This is a genomic window from Mycobacterium sp. MAA66 (assembly GCF_041261665.1).
In the GTDB taxonomy this organism is placed as follows: Bacteria; Actinomycetota; Actinomycetes; order Mycobacteriales; family Mycobacteriaceae; genus Mycobacterium.
This window is the reverse complement of record NZ_JBGCCC010000001.1, coordinates 557,781-575,976: the sequence shown is the minus strand read 5'-3', so window position 1 is coordinate 575,976 and position 18,196 is coordinate 557,781. Positions and strand designations below refer to the sequence as shown.

Sequence of the window (18,196 nt, the reverse complement as noted above, 5' to 3'; positions counted from 1 at the left end):
GGTGCATCAGGGCTGGCCCGGCTTCAGTCGTACGAACAGCGCCTCGGCGTCGGCCAGCACCGTGTCACCGTCCATCAGTGCCCCGGTGACAAAGATCTTGCGACCGTCGATCCGTTCCAGGGTCGCGCTGGCGTGCAGGTCCTTTTCGACCGGTGCGATCTGTCGATAGTTGATGTGCAGAAAAGCGGTGCGCTGGAACGGGCTGTCGGTCAGCCGGAACGCCGCGAAACCCAACAGCGAGTCGAACAGCAGTCCCACTGCTCCACCGTGCGCGGCTCCGTTTCGGCCCAGGTGAAAGCGGCGGAATCGCACGGGCCCGGCGATCCGCCCGTCGTCGGTGACCTTGAGGTCGGCAGGCACGTTCAGTACCCCGCCGCGGTTGGGCAGATCCATGCGCCTGCCCGACGGCGAATGCCATTCGTCGGCGTCGAACGGGGCCAGGAGAGCATTTGCCTGCTCGACGAGGGCCGCGGCCTGGGTGATGACGTCGTCGGGCGCATCGACCCCACGGGCCATGTCACCCACGGTCCGGACGGCCTCGATGAACCTGCCGTAGTCGGGGCCGCCCTTCGAAGTGGGTTCGGGCGGGTTGAAACCGCCGCCTAGATGCAGGTCACCCGTCGCAGATTCCACCTGCTTCTCATATCACGCCCGCGGGTGGCGGCCGGTATCTGTACGGCAACTGTGAAGACGCGTAGGAGCGCTGCCGCGACCGGGGCCGACGGCGAGAATCGGCGTGACCGCCCACTCGAATCTAAAAGGACGCCCATCATGGAATGGACCAACCACTGGCACCGACACCCCGCGGTACGCACCGGGAACCGTCTGACGCTCGGTGAGCGCGCTGCCGACGCCATGCGCAACGGCATGGGGTCGTGGCCGTTCGTCTTCGGCTTCCTCGCCTTCATGGCGGTGTGGGCCGTCGCCAACAGCATCCTCTACATCGGCGGATCGGCTGACGGTCAGCACGGGTTCGACCCGTATCCGTACATCCTGCTGAACCTCGCGCTGTCGATGGTCGCCGGCCTGCAGGGGGCGATCCTGCTGATCGCGGCCAAGCGCGAGGACCAGATCAATTCGGCGGTCGCCATGCACACCTACGAGAACACGACTCAGCTCACCGAACTGCTGGCCAAGGTCGACGAACTCACCCGCGAAATTCACCAGCACATCTGCGTGACCGCGGAATGAGTGGACTGGCAGGGTGATCGGATGCGACTCGATGACCTTGCCGGACTGACCTTCACCTACCCCGAGGTCGGCGCCACCGCCGGTGAGCCGCCCGCCGGGTACCACCACGTGCACGCCGGGGCACAGATCGGCTCAGGCCGGCAACGATTCGACACCGCGGCGGAGGCAGTGCTGCGGTGGGGCATGCAGCGCGGGGCCGGTCTGCGTCTGCAGACCAGTACCGAACGGGCCGAGCCCGGCACCGACGTCCTCGGCCGGCTCGGACCGTTCCCGGTGCCCTGCCGGGTGGTGTACGTGGTGGACGAGCCCGACCGTCGCGGGTTCGCCTACGGCACCCTGCCCGGCCATCCCGAATCGGGCGAGGAGCTGTTCTGCGTGCGCTATGACCCACAGACCGACGGCGTGCACGCCGAGATCACCGCGTTTTCCCGGCCGGCGCTGTGGTGGAGCCGTGCGGGCCGTCCGTTCGCGGCAATGGCGCAAAAGCTGGTCACCCGGCGCTATCTTCGGGCAGTCTGACCCCGACCCATCACGACAGGGAAGGCGGCGGCGATGATCACCGACGAATTGCGGCAGCGCCGACTTGCCGTCATCAAGGAACACATGGACACCGAGGTCACCAAGGAGTTCGACAAGACCCTGGCGACGTTCAACGGGCACCCACGTTACGAAATCATGGCCACCGGCCAGGTTTTCGACGGTGACGACGAGGTCATGGGCTACTACCTGACCACCAGGACGGCCTTTCCCGATCAGCGCCATGACAATTCGCGGTTCCATGTCGCCGATGACGCAGTGATCGTCGAGTTCGACCTGCTGGGAACAAATCTCGGGGAGTTCTACGGGCTGCCACCCACCGGAAAGGCATTCCGGGTGCCGATCATCGCGGTGTTCTTCTTCGACGGCGACCAGATCGTCAACGAGCGGATCTACTTCGACAGCGCCAGCCTGGTCACCCAGATCGGTCGCGCCGAGCTGCTCGCGATGGCCGCGGCCCAGCCCGAAAACCCTGCTTGAGCCTGTCTGGCCGCCCGACGTGCTGTAGCTTCAGACGACACTGACCGCCGCCAAGGAGTGCTGGGTGGAGCCGAAACGATTCGGGCACTACGAGTTGCGCGAACTGCGGGGCAAGGGCGGCATGGGCGAGGTGTACGTGGCCTACGACACCCACACCCACCGCACCGTCGCGTTGAAGGTCCTGCCACCGCACCTTGCGCAGGACCCGGCGTTCCAGGAGCGGTTCCGGCGCGAGTCTCAGGCGGCGGCCGGTATCAACGAACCGCATGTTGTGCCCATCCACGGTTTCGGCGAGATCGACGGCCAGCTGTATCTGGACATGCGACTCATCGACGGCCGCACCCTGTCGGCGGTACTGGCCGATCCGGAAACCAAGACAAGTCCCGAATTCGCGGTCTCCGTCATCGAACAGATCGCGGCGGCGCTGGACGCGGCGCATCATGACGGGCTGATCCACCGGGACATCAAGCCCTCCAACATCCTGGTGACCGACCACAACTTCGCCTACCTCATCGACTTCGGACTGGCCCGGACCGCGGGCGAACACGGATTAACCACTGCCGGAAGCACTTTGGGCACTCTCGCCTACATGGCGCCGGAGCGTTTCGAGGGCGGCCAAGCCGATCCACGCTCGGACGTCTACGCGCTGGCCTGCGTGCTGTACGAGTGTCTGACCGGCAGCCGGCCGTATCCGGCCGACAGCTACGAGCACCAGATCGCCGGACACATCAACGCCGCCCCGCCCCGGCCGTCCGACATCGACCGCCGCCTTGCCGCGTTCGACAGTGTCATCGCCAAGGGTATGTCCAAGAAGCCGGGCAAACGTTTCCAGACAGCGGGAGAACTGGCCGCGGCGGCGCGCACCGCCGTGAAGGTCCCCGTGCGCACGACCGGACGATCCGGACGACATTCCGTTGCCGAAACCAAGCCGCGCGGAGTATCCCGACGAGCCGTGGTGATCGCGATTGCCATCGTGATAGTGCTGATCGCCTGTGCGGGGGCGGGCTGGCATTACTGGTCGAGCCAAAACGAGCCCGGACCGTCGGGATCCGTCCCGTCGATCGCCGCGAAGGTACCCGCCGAGTTTCGGGAATCCGGCCGGGTGCTGGTGGGCCTGAACGTCCCTTACGCACCAAACGAATTCAAGAATTCCGAGGGTCAATACGCGGGATTCGACGTCGACCTGATGAAGGCCATGCTCCGAGTCCTGGGCCTGGTCCCCGAGTTCCGCGAGACCGACTTGTCCAAGATCGTGTCATCGATACAACAGGGCACCATCGCCATCGGGATGTCGTCGACTACCGACACCAAACTGCGCGAGCAGTCCGCCGATTTCGTGACCTACTTCAAGGCCGGCGTCCTGTGGGCCCGGCGCACCGGCACCACGGTCGATCCCGCCGCGGCCTGCGGCCTGAAAGTCGGTGTGCACGAAGCCTCTATCGAAGACACCCAGGAACTGCCGGCCAAGAGTGACGCGTGCGTGGCTGCCGGGTTGGCGCCGATCGACGTGGTCCGGTTCTCGCGCCAAGACGATGCCACCGCAGCGCTGCTCGCCGGGAATCTCGATGCCGTGACGGCAGATTCACCGGTGACCGGGTACGCGATCAAACTGAGCGCCGGCAAGCTCGAACCGGCGGCGACCATCGTCGACGCGCAGCCGTACGGGTGGTCGGTAGCCAAGGGGTCAGGGCTGGGCCCGGCGCTGCAAGCAGCCCTGCGTTATCTGATCAAGACGGGTGAGTATCAGCAGATCGCTGCCAAATGGGGCCTGGAGATGGGTGTCATCGACAACCCGGTGATCAACGGCGCGCTGAGGTGACGGGCGCTCATCGCTCGCGCTTAAGTTGCGCCCAGTCTGTACATACCGCAGCGCGGCAGCCTGGAGTGACACCGACCGACACCGGTTCCGAGGAGTCACCATGCTGTTTCGCCGCTACCGGACTGCCGCAACGCAGTCGGCCGGAACCCGGACCTGCTCGGCGCCCACGCCGCGCGCGGCGGTGACGACGCTGCCGTCGGCGACGCTCAGCTGCGTGCAGCCCGCGTCGGAAACACCCATGTACCGCCGGGTGCTACTCGACTGGGGATCGGCCACCCGCGGCGCACGTCGCGACCACAACGAGGACTCCTTCTGCACGGCCGCACCGGTTTTCGTGGTCGCTGACGGTATGGGCGGGCACGCTGCCGGCGAGCTGGCCAGCAGCGCGGTTGCTGCCAGCATGGCTACGCTCGGCGGCTGTAGCGAGGTTACCGATGCCGAAATCGGCCGGTGTATCACCGAGGCTCGCAACCGGATCGGTCACGTCAGTTTCGTCGGGGGCAAGCCGCCCGGCAGCACCCTGAGCGGCGTCATCGTCACCGAGGGTGCGAATCCGTGCTGGACCGTGCTGAACATCGGCGATTCTCGGACCTACCTGCTCGACGGTGAGGCACTGACCCAATTGACCAATGATCATTCGGTGGCACAGGAATTGGTCGACCAGGGTGCGATCAGTGTGTCGGATGCCCGCAATCACCGGTTTGCACACGTATTGACCCGCTCCATCACCCATGACGAAGTGCACCTGTTGGATGTCAATCAGATTCCCCTGCACCGCGGCGACCGCATCCTGGTGTGTTCTGACGGCGTCAGCGGTCCGCTGGACAACGACGTACTGGCTGATCTGCTACGCAGCCATGCCGATCCGCGAGATGCCGCAACGGCTGTCATCGCTGCGGTGGTGAACGCCGGCGGCGTCGATGACGCCACCGCGGTGGTCATCGACGCACTGAATATCGTCTGACGTCAGGCACCCAGCCACCGGCGGCTGATCCCGGCGTAGGTGCCGTCGCGCTGAATGTCTCCGAGCCAGTCGTTGACCCGCCGCTGCAGCGCGGCATCGGATTTGGGAATCAGGTACGCCTTCTGCGCGACGGTGAACGGCTGATCCGTCGCCACCCCACACAGCTGCGGGTGCTGTGTTGCCTGCCAACGGATTTCGCTGCCATCGGTGATCATGACGTCGGCCCGACCAGCGATGAGTTGATCGAAAATCGTGTTGTTGTCCGAGTATTCGATGACGGTCGCCTGGTGCAGGTGGGTGCGGTCGAACTGGTCGTTGGTACCGCCGGGGTTGACGATCACCCGCACCCCGGCGCGGTCGATATCGGCCAGCGACCGGAACTTCGGGACGTCGGCGCATCGGACCATCGCGGCCTTGCCATCGCGCAAGTATGAATCGGAGAACAGCGCCTTTTCGGCACGTTCGGCGGTCACCGTGATGCCGCCCATGGCCAGGTCGCAGCTCTTGTCCAGATCATCGATCAGCGTCGGCCAGCTGGTCGGCACGAATTGTGCTGTCGCATCGAGCCGCCGGGCCAGGTCTTTGGCCAGGTCGATGTCCATGCCGCTCCAGCGGCCCGCGCGGTCACGGAATGTGAAGGGCCGGTAATCGCCGGTGCTGCAGACCCGTAGTGTGTGCGTCGAACTGATGCGATCCAACTGCGATTGTGCGGCAGGCTGTTTCGCCGAACATCCGGCACCGGCCGCCACCGTAGTCAGCACCGCGGCCATCCCGAACGTGCAGCGTCTCACCTCATCAGAGCGGACCGTCATCGTCAGAGCCATGAGCTTGTCTGCCAATGACATTCGCAAGGTGTTCTCCGGTCATGTCCGATACCGTCGCCGAACTGCACCGGCACATTACGCGATGACTCGCCCGCAAGGTCACATCTTCAGACGTCGAAGAAGCCGTTCTGGCCGCCACCGGCGGCCTTCGCGCGGTACATGGCATGGTCGGCGTCGCGCAGCAGCTCATCCGCGGTGCGCGACTCGCCGTCGACAACGATGGTGATGCCGACGCTGGCGCTCATGTTTCGAACCGCGTTCTCGATGATGAGCGGCTGGGACAACGCGGCGTGTATGGCAGCTGTGACGTCATCGATGTCCGTCCTGGTGGTGGTGCCGCACAACAAGGCGACGAATTCGTCACCGCCGAGTCTGCCGACGACGTCCTGCGGGCGTAGCGCGGCACGAAGCAGTTGGGCCGCGGTCTGTATCGCGGTGTCACCAGCTGGGTGCCCCAAGGAGTCGTTGATGGCCTTGAGACCGTGCAAATCGACGTAACAGACGGCAGCGACGCCGCCGTCATCCGCCGGCCGTAGCGCGTGGCCGAGTAATTCGAGAATGTAAGCGCGATTGGGCAGCCCGGTCAGATGGTCGTGATGCGCCCGATAGGAAAGGATTTCCGTCGACGCACGCTGCGCTGTCACATCTGCGACCGACAAAAGCACCGCTCGGTCTTCGGCGTCGTCGGGGTTGAGCAGACAAGTGCCACCGGACATCCAGACCCGCTCGCCGTCCGGCCGATCGATACCGAACACCCGGTCTCTGATCGTCTCGCCGGTCAGCAGCGTCTGCATGATCGGCCGCTCATGCGGTGGGACCGGATTGCCGTTCTCGTCATAGAGCTCGAAGTTCCTGAGCCTGTGGGCATGGTCGGCAGGAAGGGCGTCGGCATCGAGTCCGAACAACCGAAACGCGGCCGGATTGATCCACGCGATCGCGCCGTCTTTGTCGAACACCACGATGCCCTCGGCCAGTGCGTCGACCACGGTTCGTAATCGCCGCATTGCACGGCTCTGTTCAGTACGGTCGGAGCTGATCAGCAAATAATGATCATCCATCTCGACGGCCGAGACCAGCACTGCCAATTCAGTACCGTCGGCGGCACGGTGGATGTATTCGATGCTGGTACCCGTACGAGCCAAAGCCCTCGGGTCGACCATTGCGCCGACCGCCTCGGTTATCGCCATTCCGACCGCCGCGTCGGCGGAACGCCGATAGATCACTTCTGCAGCCGGATTCCAATTGGTCACAATGCCACTGCGCGTGGTGGTGATAACAGCGTCAGCGACCCGCTCGACGACGTTGCGGAGCTGGGCAATCGCGGCGGCGGATCCATCTGCTGGATCCCTGCGGTCCGCACCATCCGGTTTGAACACCAGTCCTCCGTTCTTGTAGCGCGGCCACGTAGCCGGCGCCCCAAGACCCACACTTGCGGTGCGAGATGAACGCGTCGTCAGGAAGGGGCACAAAACAGATTAATTAGCTGAATTTCTCCACAACTCGCGTCATACCGCTTTTTACTCAAGACAATCCGCGTAGCACCATTGCCCCGATCCATACAGCAAACATCAATACGGCCGATACCCAGTTCGAACCGAACCATCGCCCGTAGCGGCCGATCATGGGCGTCGGACGCCTTCTCACTCGCGCTTCGGCCGTTACCGACTCGCAGAGCATCCCGAGCGGTCAGCCCGACGTCGGTCAAGCCGCGTCATCACAGGGCACCCGTAAAGGAGAAAAAAGAAATGGCCGGCGGCCGATCAACGCCCTTGCCACTAATCGCAAAACCACTGTCGAGTCTGCGGTGATATGTGGTGGTCCCGACTGGGATCGAACCAGTGACCTTCCGCGTGTGAGGCGGACGCTCTCCCCCTGAGCTACGAGACCGGGGATTCCACCTACTGCTCATCGGTGGGACGACAGACATTAACACGAACACGCGGCGAGACGGGAATCGCACCCATGAGGGTCAAATCACACCCGCCACAGTGGCCTCGACCACCGCGACCCACCACTTCGATCACGCCGGTCGATGACACCAGCTCCGCCCGAGACGTGGCGTTTACCAGGCGTTTCCATGCGATTTGTGTCTGGTGGTGTTCGTGGACTAATGTTTCGCATCGCAACGAACGACGATCTCGCTCGTAGCACGCGGATGTAGCGCAGTTGGTAGCGCATCACCTTGCCAAGGTGAGGGTCGCGGGTTCGAATCCCGTCATCCGCTCGAGGATGCATTGGCATCAACCCCAGCGGTGGAGTGGCCGAGTGGTGAGGCAACGGCCTGCAAAGCCGTGCACACGGGTTCGATTCCCGTCTCCACCTCAAACAGTTTCAACCCCGCGCGATTAGCTCAGCGGGAGAGCGCTTCCCTGACACGGAAGAGGTCACTGGTTCAATCCCAGTATCGCGCACCACGTTTTACCTGCGGCTTCTACCGATAAATCGGACCGCGTGAACTAGATATGAACCTGCTCATGGCTAACTGCAAAGTAAGCCATGAGCATCATTCACTTTCGCCCTTCACCCAACACCTGGCGCAACCCGGCCGACCAACTCACCCCCGAGCAGGTCGCGTATCGCGAACTGTCCGAACAGAATCCGGTCCCGTGATGAGCCGCAGTCACCGAATACGTCGGGACCACTTATCACGCCAAGCGTTTGGGTATGTCGTTGCGCCAGCGCGGTGAGTAGGCGCCATCTCGCTCGCACCGGGATCTGACACGTGCTACTCCGAGCTAGGCATTGCGCCGGGTAAACAATCTCAACGTGAGGGCAGCGGCGCCGACTCCGATCACGACAATGCCGATCGGCCCTGCAATTAGCAGGGCGACGCCGGCACCCCCGGCAGCGCCGACCGCCCCTGTGCTGATGACGGCGGCCATTACGGCCCCTGCTCCGGTGGCGCACGCGGCGCCGACAGCGCCTGCGGCCTTCCTCGCCGCCGCGTCGGAGTACTCCGCCAGAACGGTTGACTCCAACAAACCAACAGCCAAACCTAGGTTCGCGTCGCTGGCCTCATGCCCGAGATACCACGCGCTCTCGGCTTCTTCCACGTTGGTCGCGCTGAGGACAGAGGCAACTTGGTATTGAAACGCCTCAGATTCCGCATTGAAGCCATCCGGGAACTCGACTGGCATAACCTGCAGCTCAGGTTCGCCATGCTCTCCAGGCAATTGGCGCAGCCAGTTGGTGACGCCGGCGAAATCCTCGGACGCGAGCAGATTGGCCAGATTTTGGTCGGCCAGCGCCTCCAGATTGATCGTTCCAACCGACGCGCCCGTAGCTCGTTCACGGTCCGCAACGAACGTAACGTAAGCGTGCTCAACGGCCATCGCTATCCCCTCACGGATTTCGAACGCGCGTGCACAGGGAGTGTCCCACAAGATCAAGCACACAGTTCGTCGATCCGCGGATACGGTGGCGATTGACGGGCCGATGAGTAGTGCTGCCCAACAGGTTTCGGTTCATGTCCGGTGCCCGCACCTTCGGAGGATCCTCGGCCAGCAGCCGGCGCTCGAGCCACGTCGGTAGTGGGACCCGATGATGAAGTTCGCATACCCGCGGACTGGTAGCCAGAGAGCAAGACGCTCAGACCAGTCGGTCAGCGCCAGCGAACCGACGCCGCTCCTTACGCCGATCGATGCGATGCGACTGCAGCTTCCAAGTCTTCCGCACGCCGACACGCTGCAAGCACACGATGACGTGACGCCACCCGGTGAAGGCGTCGTGCTCGTCTCCTGACATGCGGTGCTCGCTGCGCATAACACCAGCCTGACACCGTGCGCCTTGCGCCGCAACAGAATTCCCCGTCGCTAACCCTGCACGACGATGAATTCGGATTTGCGGCCGAAACGGTCGGTCGCGTGCGTCGTCCGGATGGCAGAAAACAACGCGTACTTGGGTATTCGAGGTCGAGAGGCGACAGTTGGTCCGTCAACGGTCCCACTTTGGGAGTACAACAAGACATGGGTAAAAACGCGCTACTCGTGGCCTACGCGTTGACGATGGTCGCGCTCATCGTGAGCGTCGACGTCCTGCTGTTTCGCCACCAGTTCTGGCCACGCCTGATGGTCAATGTGGGCATCGTGCTGATCTTCGGCGCCTTCTACTTGAGATTCGCCAGTCGATGAACCCGACGGCAGTGAATCGCCGAATCGTCCATGCATCGAAAAGAACAATTTGCCGCAGACGCCTAGCGCGCACAATATTGACGAAGTAGCAACTTAATTGGGGCGTTCACACGCGACCCGAAACCCATTACCGACGGTACGAAATATATTGTAAGACAAGTTATTTAGATCGTTGACGCGCCGATCTATTCAGACATAAAGTCCTGGTCACAGCCAGCCCAGACCCAGGAGACACCCGACGATGCTGCAAAACCTCAATGACGTACCGCACCCGGCAGGCGCAATCGAATGCGGCTCATGGGAGCACGACGGGCAAAGGTGCGTCACCTTCAGTCGGCAGTCCGTGATGATTGATCGCGGTCGCGACACGGAGATCGACGTCGTCATCGGTGGGGTGCAGGACTATACGGGCGCATTTCAGCCCTGTGCATGGGCCGACGGTCAGGGTGAGTTCGACTCGGCCGAGTCGATGCGGGCATATGCGGCCGTCGTATCGGCTGCCGCAGATCTATGGGAGCAGCTGTTAGAAAGCCAGAGCCACGGGCAGTAGGACTTCCCGGTCCCACCAGACGGCGCGCAATCGGCCGGCCTCGCGACTATTCATGGCGCGCGTTCACCGCGTCGTAGTACATGCCCAGGCGGTCGATACGCCAGAGCTGGCCATAGACGATGAGCACCGCTCCGAAGATGGTCGGCCATAACTGCAGGGCGATCAGTCCCCATCCGAGCAGACCCGCCCCGGCTATCGCGCAGACAATCCAAATGCGTTGCACCACAATGAATCCAGTCGGCATCGCCGCACGATCACCAAGCCAGAGACGTTCGCCGTAGATACCCCGGACGACCATGCCAACGCCACGGTCACCGGCATCGAACGTATCGCGACGCCGGGCGGTAGCCCCTGAGACGCGGTTCACGCGATCCACCCCCTTACGTAGAAGAGCTAAACTTTGACTCCATGAGGTCGAAAACGTCTATCGCCGCGGCCGCGACACTGACGGTCCTGAGCTGGTGCGCATCGACGCCGTCCGCCATTGCCGATCCGCCTACGCCCGCTCCGATCACCCCCGCAGCGCCCACCATGCCCCCGGGCACCCCTGCCCCGCTGACCACGATCGACCACGACGGCGTCTACATCGTGGCCAAAGACCTCGCCCCCGGTACCTACGCCACGGCCGGGCCGCGCGACAGCAACCACCGCTGCTACTGGCGACGGATGAACTCCCCCGACCCGTCGGTGCCCGGCAACGTCATCGACAGCGCCATGAGCGCCAAACCGCAGGTCGTACTGGTCGACCCGACCGATCGGGCGTTCAAAACCAGCGGGTGCCAGCCGTGGCATCTGACCGACGCCCAGCCGGATTCAACCGGCCCAAGCCCCAACCTCTCGCCGCAGGCACGCATCGCGCTGGGGCTGCTGGGCAACCTGGGCGGGGGTGCTCCGGCGCCGGCAGCTCCGCCGCCGCCGCCGCCCCCGGCGAACTGATCCCCGATCAGCAGTAATCGAACCCGCCCGCTCAACACGGGCGGGTTCGTCTTGCATTGCTCAGCCCATCCAGATGGTTTACTGAGTTGAATAAGTTAGCCGTCGATCGGAGGTCATGATGGCTCAGCGACAGCCTTTGGCGCCCATGGTCCCGCCGGACTCGCTGCCGGGCGCCGTGCGGTCACCAAAAACCGCGGAGCTGGTCGCGCGCACGTTACGCCGGATGGTGGTCGACGGCCAACTTGCCGACGGAGACTATCTACCGCACGAATCGGCCCTCATGCAGCATTTTCAGGTCAGTAGGCCGACCTTGCGCGAGGCCGTTCGAGTGCTCGAATCCGAACGCCTGGTCGAAGTTCGCCGCGGCTCGCGCACCGGAGCCCGGGTCCGCGTACCCGGCGCAGAGATCGTCGCCCGCCCGGCTGGGCTACTGCTGGAGCTCTCCGGCGCCACCCTGACCGACGTCGTCGACACCCGCATCGCGTTCGAACCTGCCGCCGCCCGACTGCTCGCCGAGCACGGAACCCCCGAGGCCAAGGCCGAGCTCGACCGACTGGTCAACGAGCTGCCGACAGAATGGGACGGCGGCAACCTGGCCCACTCCACCGCCAACCTGCACCGCCGCATGGTCGAACTGTCCGGCAACCCGATCCTGGCGATGATCGCGGGCATGCTCTACGAGATCACAGTGCGACACACCATCACCGCGATCGACCAAACCCCGAACTCGTTGTCCAAGGCCGACTACACCCGGATGATCAAGTCCTACCACCGGCTCAACAGCCTGGTCGCCGCCGGCAAAGGCGCTGAGGCAGAAGCACATTGGCGTAAACACATGGAGATCGCCACGGTGGCGCTGGTGCGCGGCCACGAGCACACCAAGGTTCGCGACATCATGGACTGAGCTGCGGCTCACCCGTTACTGCCAACTGAGAGGAATCCACGTGCCCGTCGACCGCCTATTGCCTGACGACGATGCGCGTGAATTGATCGCACTGACCCGCGATATCGCCGACAGAGTCCTCGATCCTGTCGTCGACCAACACGAGAAGGCGGAAACCTATCCTGACGGCGTCTTCGCCACCCTCGGTGCCGCCGGTCTGCTGAGCCTGCCGTACCCGGTCGAATGGGGCGGCGGCGGACAGCCTTACGAGGTATACCTACAGGTGCTCGAAGAACTGGCCGCCCGCTGGGCCGCGGTGGCCGTCGCGGTCAGCGTGCACAGCCTGTCCTGCCACCCATTGATGGCCTACGGCACCGACGAGCAGCGGCAGCGTTGGCTGCCAGAGATGTTGAGCGGCAACCTGATCGGCGCCTACAGCCTGTCCGAGCCACAGGCCGGATCGGACGCTGCGGCACTGGCCTGCAAGGCCTCCCCCGTCGATGACGGCTACCGGATCTCCGGCTCGAAGGCGTGGATCACGCACGGCGGCATCGCCGACTTCTACACCCTGTTCGCCCGCACCGGTGAAGGCTCCCAAGGGATTTCATGTTTCCTGATCCCCAAGGACAACGACGGCCTGACCTTCGGCCGGCCCGAGGAGAAGATGGGCCTGCACGCAGTGCCCACCACGACCGCGCACTACGACAACGCCTTCGTGCCGGCAGAACGCCGGATCGGCTCCGAAGGCCAGGGCCTGTCCATCGCGTTCAGCGCACTGGACTCGGGACGGCTCGGCATCGCCGCTGTGGCAGTGGGCCTGGCCCAGGCCGCACTCGACCAGGCCGTGGACTACGCGCACGAGCGAACCACGTTCGGCCGCAAGATCATCGACCATCAGGGCTTGGGCTTCCTGCTGGCCGACATGGCCGCTGCAGTCGACTCCGCCCGGGCTACCTACCTCGACGCGGCGCGGCGCCGCGACGGCGGACTGTCGTACTCCCGCAACGCCTCGGTGGCCAAACTCGTGGCAACCGACGCCGCGATGAAGGTCACCACCGATGCCGTCCAGGTGTTCGGTGGGGCGGGCTACACCCGCGACTACCGCGTCGAGCGCTACATGCGTGAGGCCAAGATCACCCAGATCTTCGAAGGCACCAACCAGATCCAACGGCTCGTCATCGCCCGCAGCCTGTCCAGGTGAATCACAACCTCCGGTAGGGCATCCTTAGCGGCGTGGATGTAGACGCGCTGCTGCAATCGATTCCGCCGTTGGCCGTATACCTCGTCGTCGGAGGTGTCATCGGCCTGGAGAGCCTGGGCGTCCCACTGCCCGGCGAGATCATCCTGGTCGCTGCGGCACTGATGTCTTCACGGCACACCCTCGATGTCGACCCGGCGGGCGTCGGGCTCGCCGCCGCGGCAGGCGCGATCGTCGGCGACTCCATCGGTTACAGCATCGGCCGCCGGTTCGGCATGTCCCTGTTCGAGCGACTCGGCCGGCGATTCCCCAAGCATTTCGGGCCCGGCCACGTCGCGCTGGCCCGCCGGTTCTTCAGCCGATGGGGCGTCTGGGCGGTGTTCTTCGGCCGGTTCGTGGCGCTGCTGCGCATCTTCGCCGGCCCGCTGGCCGGGGCCCTCAAGATGCGTTACCCGCACTTCCTGGCAGCCAACGCCGCCGGGGGCATCGTGTGGGCCGGTGGCACCACTGCCGTCGTCTACTTCCTGGGCGTGGCGGCAGAGAAATGGTTGTCCAGCTTCTCCTGGGTGGCGCTGCTGGTGGGTGTCGGCGTCGGTCTGACGGTGACGCTGGTGCTCAAAGATCGCACCTCCAAGGCCATCGAAGAACTGGAGGCCGAACACGACTGGGACACGCTGCGCAACAGCTGACATCTCCGCGTCAACCACCGGTTGACGCATCGATGCTCGTCAACTTATGGTTGACGCATGACCGAGGATGCCCGCACCACCGCTCCGAATCCCATCGCCGGCACCGTCCGCCTCGACGACTTGATCACCGCCATCAAGCGGGTGCACACCGAACCACTCGATCAACTCACCGACGCGATGCTGGCCGCCGAACACCTCGGGGACATCGCCGACCACCTCATCGGCCACTTCGTCGATCAGGCCCGCCGCTCGGGTGCGTCGTGGTCCGACATCGGCACCAGCATGGGCGTGACGAAGCAGGCCGCACAGAAGCGCTTCGTCCCCAAGGCCATGGACCCGGACAGTGGATTCAACGGGTTCAGCCGCTTCACGCCGCGCGCCCGCAATGTCGTCGTCGCGTCCCAGGAAGCCGCCCGCACGGCCCGGAGCGCTGAGATCGCCCCCGCGCACCTGACCGCGGGTCTGCTCACCGACTCAGCCTCGCTCGCGATCGCACTGCTGGCCAAACAGGGTGTCAGCGTCGAGGCTCTTCGCGATGCGGCCGCCACACCGGCCGGACAAGCCGAACCACCCGCTCTCATCCCGTTCAACGGTGCGGCCAAGAAGGTACTGGAACTGACCATCCGCGAAGCACTTCGCTTGGGGCACAACTACATAGGCACCGAGCACATACTGCTGGCCCTGATCGAAGCCGAGGACACCGACGGGCCACTGCACAGCCTCGGAATCGACAAGGGCCGGATCGAATCCGACCTCGACCAGATGTTGCGCACCATCGTCGCCGCCCAGCCATCGAGGCCCGGACCAGAATGAGTGTCCACTGACAGGGAGACCGAGACCCACCGAGGTCGAGGTGGTGGCCAGATCTACTCGTACTTTGCCGCCCATACGCCCGTTTGGACGAGTGGGTGCGAGCGGTATGCCATCATGCGAAGCAGTCATTACCGAGAGGACGCGATGAGCACGGGCGTAAACAGCAAGACGACGAACCGGGGTCGCCGGCTGGCGGGCGTGCTGGGCACTCTGGTCGCTGTCGCTGCCCTGCTGGCCCCACCGGCGTCGGCCGACACCGTGATCGGCAACCTCGGCGACACCCTGCGGGTGAACTACGAGAGCATCGTCGCCGACGTCACCGTGCATGACGTGGTGCCGTCCGATGTCCCGCCCGGCTGGACCTGGAGCGGTTCCTACCGCTGGCGCGCCCAGGGCGGCCCGTGGAAGGCGAACGTCACCGTCCACGTCATCAAGGCCGTCAACCCCTATCAGTTGGCGACGGCGTTCACCTTCTACGGAGTCACCCCGTACGCGGACGCCTACGTTTCCAAGCACACCACGGACCCCGACGCTCTGGAAGCCCAGTTGCTCAATGCGCCGGCCGGGTCGACGGTCAACGGCGTCGTCTACTGGGACGTCTACAAGGGTCTGGTGACCAACGTCGTGCTGCTCAACCCCGCAACCGGCACCCACATCGGTCAATGGAACATGTGGCAGCCGGAAACGCCGCTGCCCTGATCGGGTGTCCGTCCGAGTCATCCAGGCGGGTAGCGCCGACCTGACCGAGCTTGCCGCCGTCGCCGCCACGACCTTTCCCTTGGCGTGCCCGCCGTCGGCACCGCCGGAGCAGATCGCCGCGTTCATCGCCGCGAACTTGACCGAAGAGCATTTCGCCGGCTACCTCGGTGACCCGGACCGAACGGTCTTGGTTGCCCGGGCAGACCAGATCCTGGGTTACGCGATGCTGATTCAGGGAGTCCCCGATGACGCCGACGTGCAACGAGCGGTGCCGTTGCGACCGGCGATCGAACTGTCGAAGATGTACGTCCTGCCCGAGGCGCACGGCACCGGCGCCGGCGATGCACTGATGACCACCGCGATCGATCATGCGACGGCCTGCGGCGCACTCTCGCTGTGGCTCGGCGTCAATCAGGAAAACCAACGCGCCCAACGCTTTTACGCCAAACACGGGTACACGGTCGCCGGCACCAAGACATTTCGGCTCGGCAACCGGCTGGAGCACGACTTCGTGCTGGTGCGTCCGCTGGCGTGACGTGCAGAACCGTCAGGCGTGCAGATCCTGACCGGCCGCCGACAACGCCAGCAATCGCGACGTCGCACGCAGGTACTTCTTACGGAAGCCGCCCGCCAGCATCTCGTCGCTGAACAGCGTGTTCAACTTCGCGCCCGACGCCACTACCGGCACGCCGGCGTCGTAGAGCCGGTCGGTCAGCGACACCAACCGCAACGCCACGCTCTGATCGTCCACGGTGTGCACGCCGGTGATGAAGACCTCGGTGATCCCCTCGATCAGCGTCAGATAGCGCGACGGGTGCATGGTCGCCAGGTGCTTGCACAACGCGTCGAAGTCATCGAGTGTGGCGCCCGGGACACCGACAGCCCACTGCCGCACCTGCTCGTCGGCCGGGGGCACCGGCGCCGACGGCAGACCGCGCTGGCGATAGTCCGGCCCCTCGACCCGAACCGTGGTGAAAATGCTTGACAGCGTGTTGATTTCGCGCAGAAAATCCTGGGCCGCGAACCGGCCCTCGCCGAGCTGCTCGGGCAGCGTATTCGACGTCGCCGCGATCGATACCCCGCGCTCGACCAACGCCGACAGTAACCGCGAGATCAGCGTGGTGTTGCCGGGGTCGTCGAGCTCGAACTCGTCGATGCAGACCACCACGTAGTCGGCCAGCAGCTCGATGCACTCGGTGAAGCCGAACACCCCGGCCAGCTGGGTCAGCTCACCGAACGTCGCGAACGCCGCCGGGCCCGCACCGGCCGCGGCCAGCGTGTAATACGTCGAGGCCAGCAGGTGGGTCTTGCCGACGCCGAAGCCGCCGTCGAGGTACATGCCGACGCCGGGCAAGGCCTCACGTTTACCGAACAGCTTCTTCTTGCCGGCGCGTGCGCGCACCGCGTCCTCGCAGAATTTGCGGGCCGACACCACCGCCGCGGCCTGCGACGGCTCGGCCGGGTCGGGCCGGTACGAATCGAAGCTGACGTCGGCAAACGTTGACGGCGGAACCAGTTGTGCGATCAGCCGTTCCGGTGTGACGGTCGGATGACGATCGGTCAGGTGAGCGACTTCGCTGGCCCCAGGCATTAGGGCACCATATCGGCGTGTTGCAATAGAACACGTGCCAGGACCCGACGCTGCGACGCAGCTCACAGCGCTGAATGCGGCCTCCGAAGCGTTCGGTGTCGATGACGATGAGTCGCTGGCACCGCTGTACACCTACCCCGACCGGCTCGACCGGCCCTGGGTGCGGGCCAACATGATCTCCAGCCTGGACGGCGGGGCGACCGACGACGGCAGCTCCGGCGGCCTGGCCGGTCCCGGTGACCGGGCCCTGTTCGCCCTCATGCGCCAGGCTGCCGATGTCATCCTGGTCGGCGCGGCCACGGCCCAGATCGAGAACTACGGCGGCGCACAGATGTCCGTCGCGCAGCGCCAGGCCCGGCAGGGCCGCGGCCAGTCTGAGGTACCTCCGATCGCGGTGGTCACCCATCACGCCGACTTCCCGCACGACTCCAAGCTGTTCACCCACGCTTCCGTGCTGCCGCTGATCCTCACCAGCCGCGACAACATCGACGACACCTGTCGCCGGTTCACCGGGCTGGCCGAAGTCATCGACGCGTCCGGCGCCGCACCTGACCGCGTCGACCTGAAGGTCGTGTTGCGGATCTTCGCCGACCGCGGGCTCAAGCGGGTGCTCACCGAAGGCGGCCCGTCCTTGCTGAGCTTGCTGATCGAGGATGACCTGCTCGATGAGCTGTGCGTGACGATCGCGCCGATTCTGGTCGGCGGATCGGCCCGGCGGATCGCGTCCGGCCACGGCCAGGCCCACACCCGGATGCGGCGCAGCCACCTGCTCACCGACGACGAGGGTTACCTCTACACGCGGTACATCCGTACCTGACGACACGCGAGTCTGCGCAAATTGCCGGTGCGCCTGATGCGCCCGTCTGGCGCGGACACGCACGCTCGCGCGGTG

The 18,196-nt window shown here is 64.8% G+C and carries 21 protein-coding genes and 4 tRNA genes; 18 read left to right on the top strand and 7 right to left on the bottom strand.

The window, feature by feature from the left end; genetic code table 11:
• Positions 1–6: 6 nt before the first annotated feature.
• Positions 7–633: a PaaI family thioesterase gene (locus tag ABIA30_RS02870; protein WP_370061886.1), complete on the bottom strand. Its 627-nt coding sequence runs from the start codon at positions 631–633 to the stop codon at positions 7–9.
• 138 nt (positions 634–771) lie between these two features.
• Between ABIA30_RS02870 and ABIA30_RS02865 the strand changes: the two genes are divergently transcribed.
• From ABIA30_RS02865 to ABIA30_RS02845, 5 genes are all read left to right on the top strand, one after another.
• Positions 772–1,191, top strand: a complete 420-nt coding sequence (locus tag ABIA30_RS02865; RefSeq protein WP_370061884.1) for a DUF1003 domain-containing protein — start codon at positions 772–774, stop codon at positions 1,189–1,191.
• A gap of 21 nt (positions 1,192–1,212) precedes the next feature.
• The gene (locus ABIA30_RS02860) at positions 1,213–1,710 is read left to right on the top strand and encodes a DUF1990 domain-containing protein (protein ID WP_370061882.1); all 498 of its coding nucleotides are present in this window, start codon (positions 1,213–1,215) and stop codon (positions 1,708–1,710) included.
• Between the two features lie 33 nt (positions 1,711–1,743).
• Positions 1,744–2,208: an ester cyclase gene (locus ABIA30_RS02855; RefSeq protein WP_370061880.1), complete on the top strand. Its 465-nt coding sequence runs from the start codon at positions 1,744–1,746 to the stop codon at positions 2,206–2,208.
• A 64-nt stretch (positions 2,209–2,272) separates the two neighbouring features.
• Entirely contained in the window at positions 2,273–4,027 is a 1,755-nt protein-coding gene (locus ABIA30_RS02850; protein WP_370061878.1) for a bifunctional serine/threonine-protein kinase/transporter substrate-binding domain-containing protein, read from the top strand.
• Positions 4,028–4,127: 100 nt separating this feature from the next.
• Complete coding sequence (locus ABIA30_RS02845; protein ID WP_370061876.1) at positions 4,128–4,991, top strand: PP2C family serine/threonine-protein phosphatase; 864 nt, start codon at positions 4,128–4,130, stop codon at positions 4,989–4,991.
• Positions 4,992–4,993: 2 nt separating this feature from the next.
• Here ABIA30_RS02845 and ABIA30_RS02840 read toward each other — a convergent pair whose 3' ends face one another.
• From ABIA30_RS02840 to ABIA30_RS02830, 3 genes are all read right to left on the bottom strand, one after another.
• Positions 4,994–5,803 (bottom strand): transporter substrate-binding domain-containing protein, encoded by an 810-nt coding sequence (locus ABIA30_RS02840; RefSeq protein ID WP_370061874.1) that lies wholly within the window; start codon positions 5,801–5,803, stop codon positions 4,994–4,996.
• A 119-nt stretch (positions 5,804–5,922) separates the two neighbouring features.
• Positions 5,923–7,191, bottom strand: a complete 1,269-nt coding sequence (locus tag ABIA30_RS02835; protein ID WP_370061872.1) for a diguanylate cyclase domain-containing protein — start codon at positions 7,189–7,191, stop codon at positions 5,923–5,925.
• Positions 7,192–7,627: 436 nt separating this feature from the next.
• A tRNA-Val gene (locus ABIA30_RS02830) sits at positions 7,628–7,702 on the bottom strand.
• A gap of 264 nt (positions 7,703–7,966) precedes the next feature.
• Between ABIA30_RS02830 and ABIA30_RS02825 the strand changes: the two genes are divergently transcribed.
• From ABIA30_RS02825 to ABIA30_RS02815, 3 genes are all read left to right on the top strand, one after another.
• Positions 7,967–8,039: transfer RNA gene (locus ABIA30_RS02825), tRNA-Gly, on the top strand.
• Positions 8,040–8,066: 27 nt separating this feature from the next.
• Positions 8,067–8,137 (top strand) — tRNA-Cys (locus ABIA30_RS02820).
• A 17-nt stretch (positions 8,138–8,154) separates the two neighbouring features.
• Positions 8,155–8,229, top strand: a tRNA-Val gene (locus ABIA30_RS02815).
• 321 nt (positions 8,230–8,550) lie between these two features.
• On the opposite strand, the gene ABIA30_RS02810 is transcribed toward ABIA30_RS02815, so the two are convergent.
• Entirely contained in the window at positions 8,551–9,147 is a 597-nt protein-coding gene (locus tag ABIA30_RS02810) for a hypothetical protein (protein WP_370061870.1), read from the bottom strand.
• Between the two features lie 447 nt (positions 9,148–9,594).
• Between ABIA30_RS02810 and ABIA30_RS02805 the strand changes: the two genes are divergently transcribed.
• A complete protein-coding gene (locus tag ABIA30_RS02805) occupies positions 9,595–9,945 on the top strand; it encodes a hypothetical protein (RefSeq protein WP_370061868.1) in 351 nt (116 codons plus the stop codon).
• A 346-nt stretch (positions 9,946–10,291) separates the two neighbouring features.
• The gene (locus tag ABIA30_RS02800; RefSeq protein WP_370061866.1) at positions 10,292–10,495 is read left to right on the top strand and encodes a hypothetical protein; all 204 of its coding nucleotides are present in this window, start codon (positions 10,292–10,294) and stop codon (positions 10,493–10,495) included.
• A 46-nt stretch (positions 10,496–10,541) separates the two neighbouring features.
• On the opposite strand, the gene ABIA30_RS02795 is transcribed toward ABIA30_RS02800, so the two are convergent.
• Positions 10,542–10,862 (bottom strand): DUF6653 family protein, encoded by a 321-nt coding sequence (locus tag ABIA30_RS02795; RefSeq protein WP_370061864.1) that lies wholly within the window; start codon positions 10,860–10,862, stop codon positions 10,542–10,544.
• 41 nt (positions 10,863–10,903) lie between these two features.
• On the opposite strand from ABIA30_RS02795, the gene ABIA30_RS02790 reads away from it, so the two are divergent.
• From ABIA30_RS02790 to ABIA30_RS02760, 7 genes are all read left to right on the top strand, one after another.
• Positions 10,904–11,431 (top strand): hypothetical protein, encoded by a 528-nt coding sequence (locus ABIA30_RS02790; RefSeq protein WP_370061862.1) that lies wholly within the window; start codon positions 10,904–10,906, stop codon positions 11,429–11,431.
• 118 nt (positions 11,432–11,549) lie between these two features.
• Complete coding sequence (locus ABIA30_RS02785) at positions 11,550–12,335, top strand: FadR/GntR family transcriptional regulator (protein ID WP_370061860.1); 786 nt, start codon at positions 11,550–11,552, stop codon at positions 12,333–12,335.
• 40 nt (positions 12,336–12,375) lie between these two features.
• On the top strand, positions 12,376–13,515 hold the full coding sequence (locus tag ABIA30_RS02780) for an acyl-CoA dehydrogenase family protein (RefSeq protein ID WP_370061858.1): 1,140 nt from the start codon (positions 12,376–12,378) through the stop codon (positions 13,513–13,515).
• Positions 13,516–13,547: 32 nt separating this feature from the next.
• Positions 13,548–14,201, top strand: coding sequence for a DedA family protein (locus ABIA30_RS02775; RefSeq protein WP_370061856.1), 654 nt, complete (start codon positions 13,548–13,550; stop codon positions 14,199–14,201).
• A gap of 57 nt (positions 14,202–14,258) precedes the next feature.
• Positions 14,259–15,014: a Clp protease N-terminal domain-containing protein gene (locus tag ABIA30_RS02770; RefSeq protein WP_370061854.1), complete on the top strand. Its 756-nt coding sequence runs from the start codon at positions 14,259–14,261 to the stop codon at positions 15,012–15,014.
• A gap of 144 nt (positions 15,015–15,158) precedes the next feature.
• Positions 15,159–15,713: a hypothetical protein gene (locus tag ABIA30_RS02765; protein WP_370061852.1), complete on the top strand. Its 555-nt coding sequence runs from the start codon at positions 15,159–15,161 to the stop codon at positions 15,711–15,713.
• 4 nt (positions 15,714–15,717) lie between these two features.
• Positions 15,718–16,248, top strand: a complete 531-nt coding sequence (locus tag ABIA30_RS02760) for an N-acetyltransferase family protein (RefSeq protein WP_370061850.1) — start codon at positions 15,718–15,720, stop codon at positions 16,246–16,248.
• 12 nt (positions 16,249–16,260) lie between these two features.
• On the opposite strand, the gene zapE is transcribed toward ABIA30_RS02760, so the two are convergent.
• Positions 16,261–17,304, bottom strand: coding sequence for a cell division protein ZapE (gene zapE / locus ABIA30_RS02755; RefSeq protein ID WP_370061848.1), 1,044 nt, complete (start codon positions 17,302–17,304; stop codon positions 16,261–16,263).
• A gap of 34 nt (positions 17,305–17,338) precedes the next feature.
• Between zapE and ABIA30_RS02750 the strand changes: the two genes are divergently transcribed.
• Positions 17,339–18,121 carry a pyrimidine reductase family protein gene (locus tag ABIA30_RS02750; protein ID WP_370061846.1) on the top strand — a complete coding sequence of 261 codons (783 nt, stop codon included), beginning with the start codon at positions 17,339–17,341 and terminating at the stop codon, positions 18,119–18,121.
• The last annotated feature ends 75 nt before the right edge of the window (positions 18,122–18,196 follow it).

Excerpts from the sequence above, each read along its gene's own strand:
- ABIA30_RS02865 (WP_370061884.1), top strand. The coding sequence starts at position 772 with ATGGAATGGACCAACCACTGGCACCGACACCCCGCGGTACGCACCGGG.
- ABIA30_RS02860 (WP_370061882.1), top strand. The coding sequence starts at position 1,213 with ATGCGACTCGATGACCTTGCCGGACTGACCTTCACCTACCCCGAGGTC.
- ABIA30_RS02855 (WP_370061880.1), top strand. The coding sequence starts at position 1,744 with ATGATCACCGACGAATTGCGGCAGCGCCGACTTGCCGTCATCAAGGAA.
- ABIA30_RS02845 (WP_370061876.1), top strand. The coding sequence starts at position 4,128 with ATGCTGTTTCGCCGCTACCGGACTGCCGCAACGCAGTCGGCCGGAACC.
- ABIA30_RS02840 (WP_370061874.1), bottom strand. The coding sequence starts at position 5,803 with ATGACGGTCCGCTCTGATGAGGTGAGACGCTGCACGTTCGGGATGGCC.
- ABIA30_RS02810 (WP_370061870.1), bottom strand. The coding sequence starts at position 9,147 with ATGGCCGTTGAGCACGCTTACGTTACGTTCGTTGCGGACCGTGAACGA.
- ABIA30_RS02800 (WP_370061866.1), top strand. The coding sequence starts at position 10,292 with ATGATTGATCGCGGTCGCGACACGGAGATCGACGTCGTCATCGGTGGG.
- ABIA30_RS02790 (WP_370061862.1), top strand. The coding sequence starts at position 10,904 with ATGAGGTCGAAAACGTCTATCGCCGCGGCCGCGACACTGACGGTCCTG.
- ABIA30_RS02785 (WP_370061860.1), top strand. The coding sequence starts at position 11,550 with ATGGCTCAGCGACAGCCTTTGGCGCCCATGGTCCCGCCGGACTCGCTG.
- ABIA30_RS02770 (WP_370061854.1), top strand. The coding sequence starts at position 14,259 with ATGACCGAGGATGCCCGCACCACCGCTCCGAATCCCATCGCCGGCACC.
- ABIA30_RS02765 (WP_370061852.1), top strand. The coding sequence starts at position 15,159 with ATGAGCACGGGCGTAAACAGCAAGACGACGAACCGGGGTCGCCGGCTG.
- zapE (WP_370061848.1), bottom strand. The coding sequence starts at position 17,304 with ATGCCTGGGGCCAGCGAAGTCGCTCACCTGACCGATCGTCATCCGACC.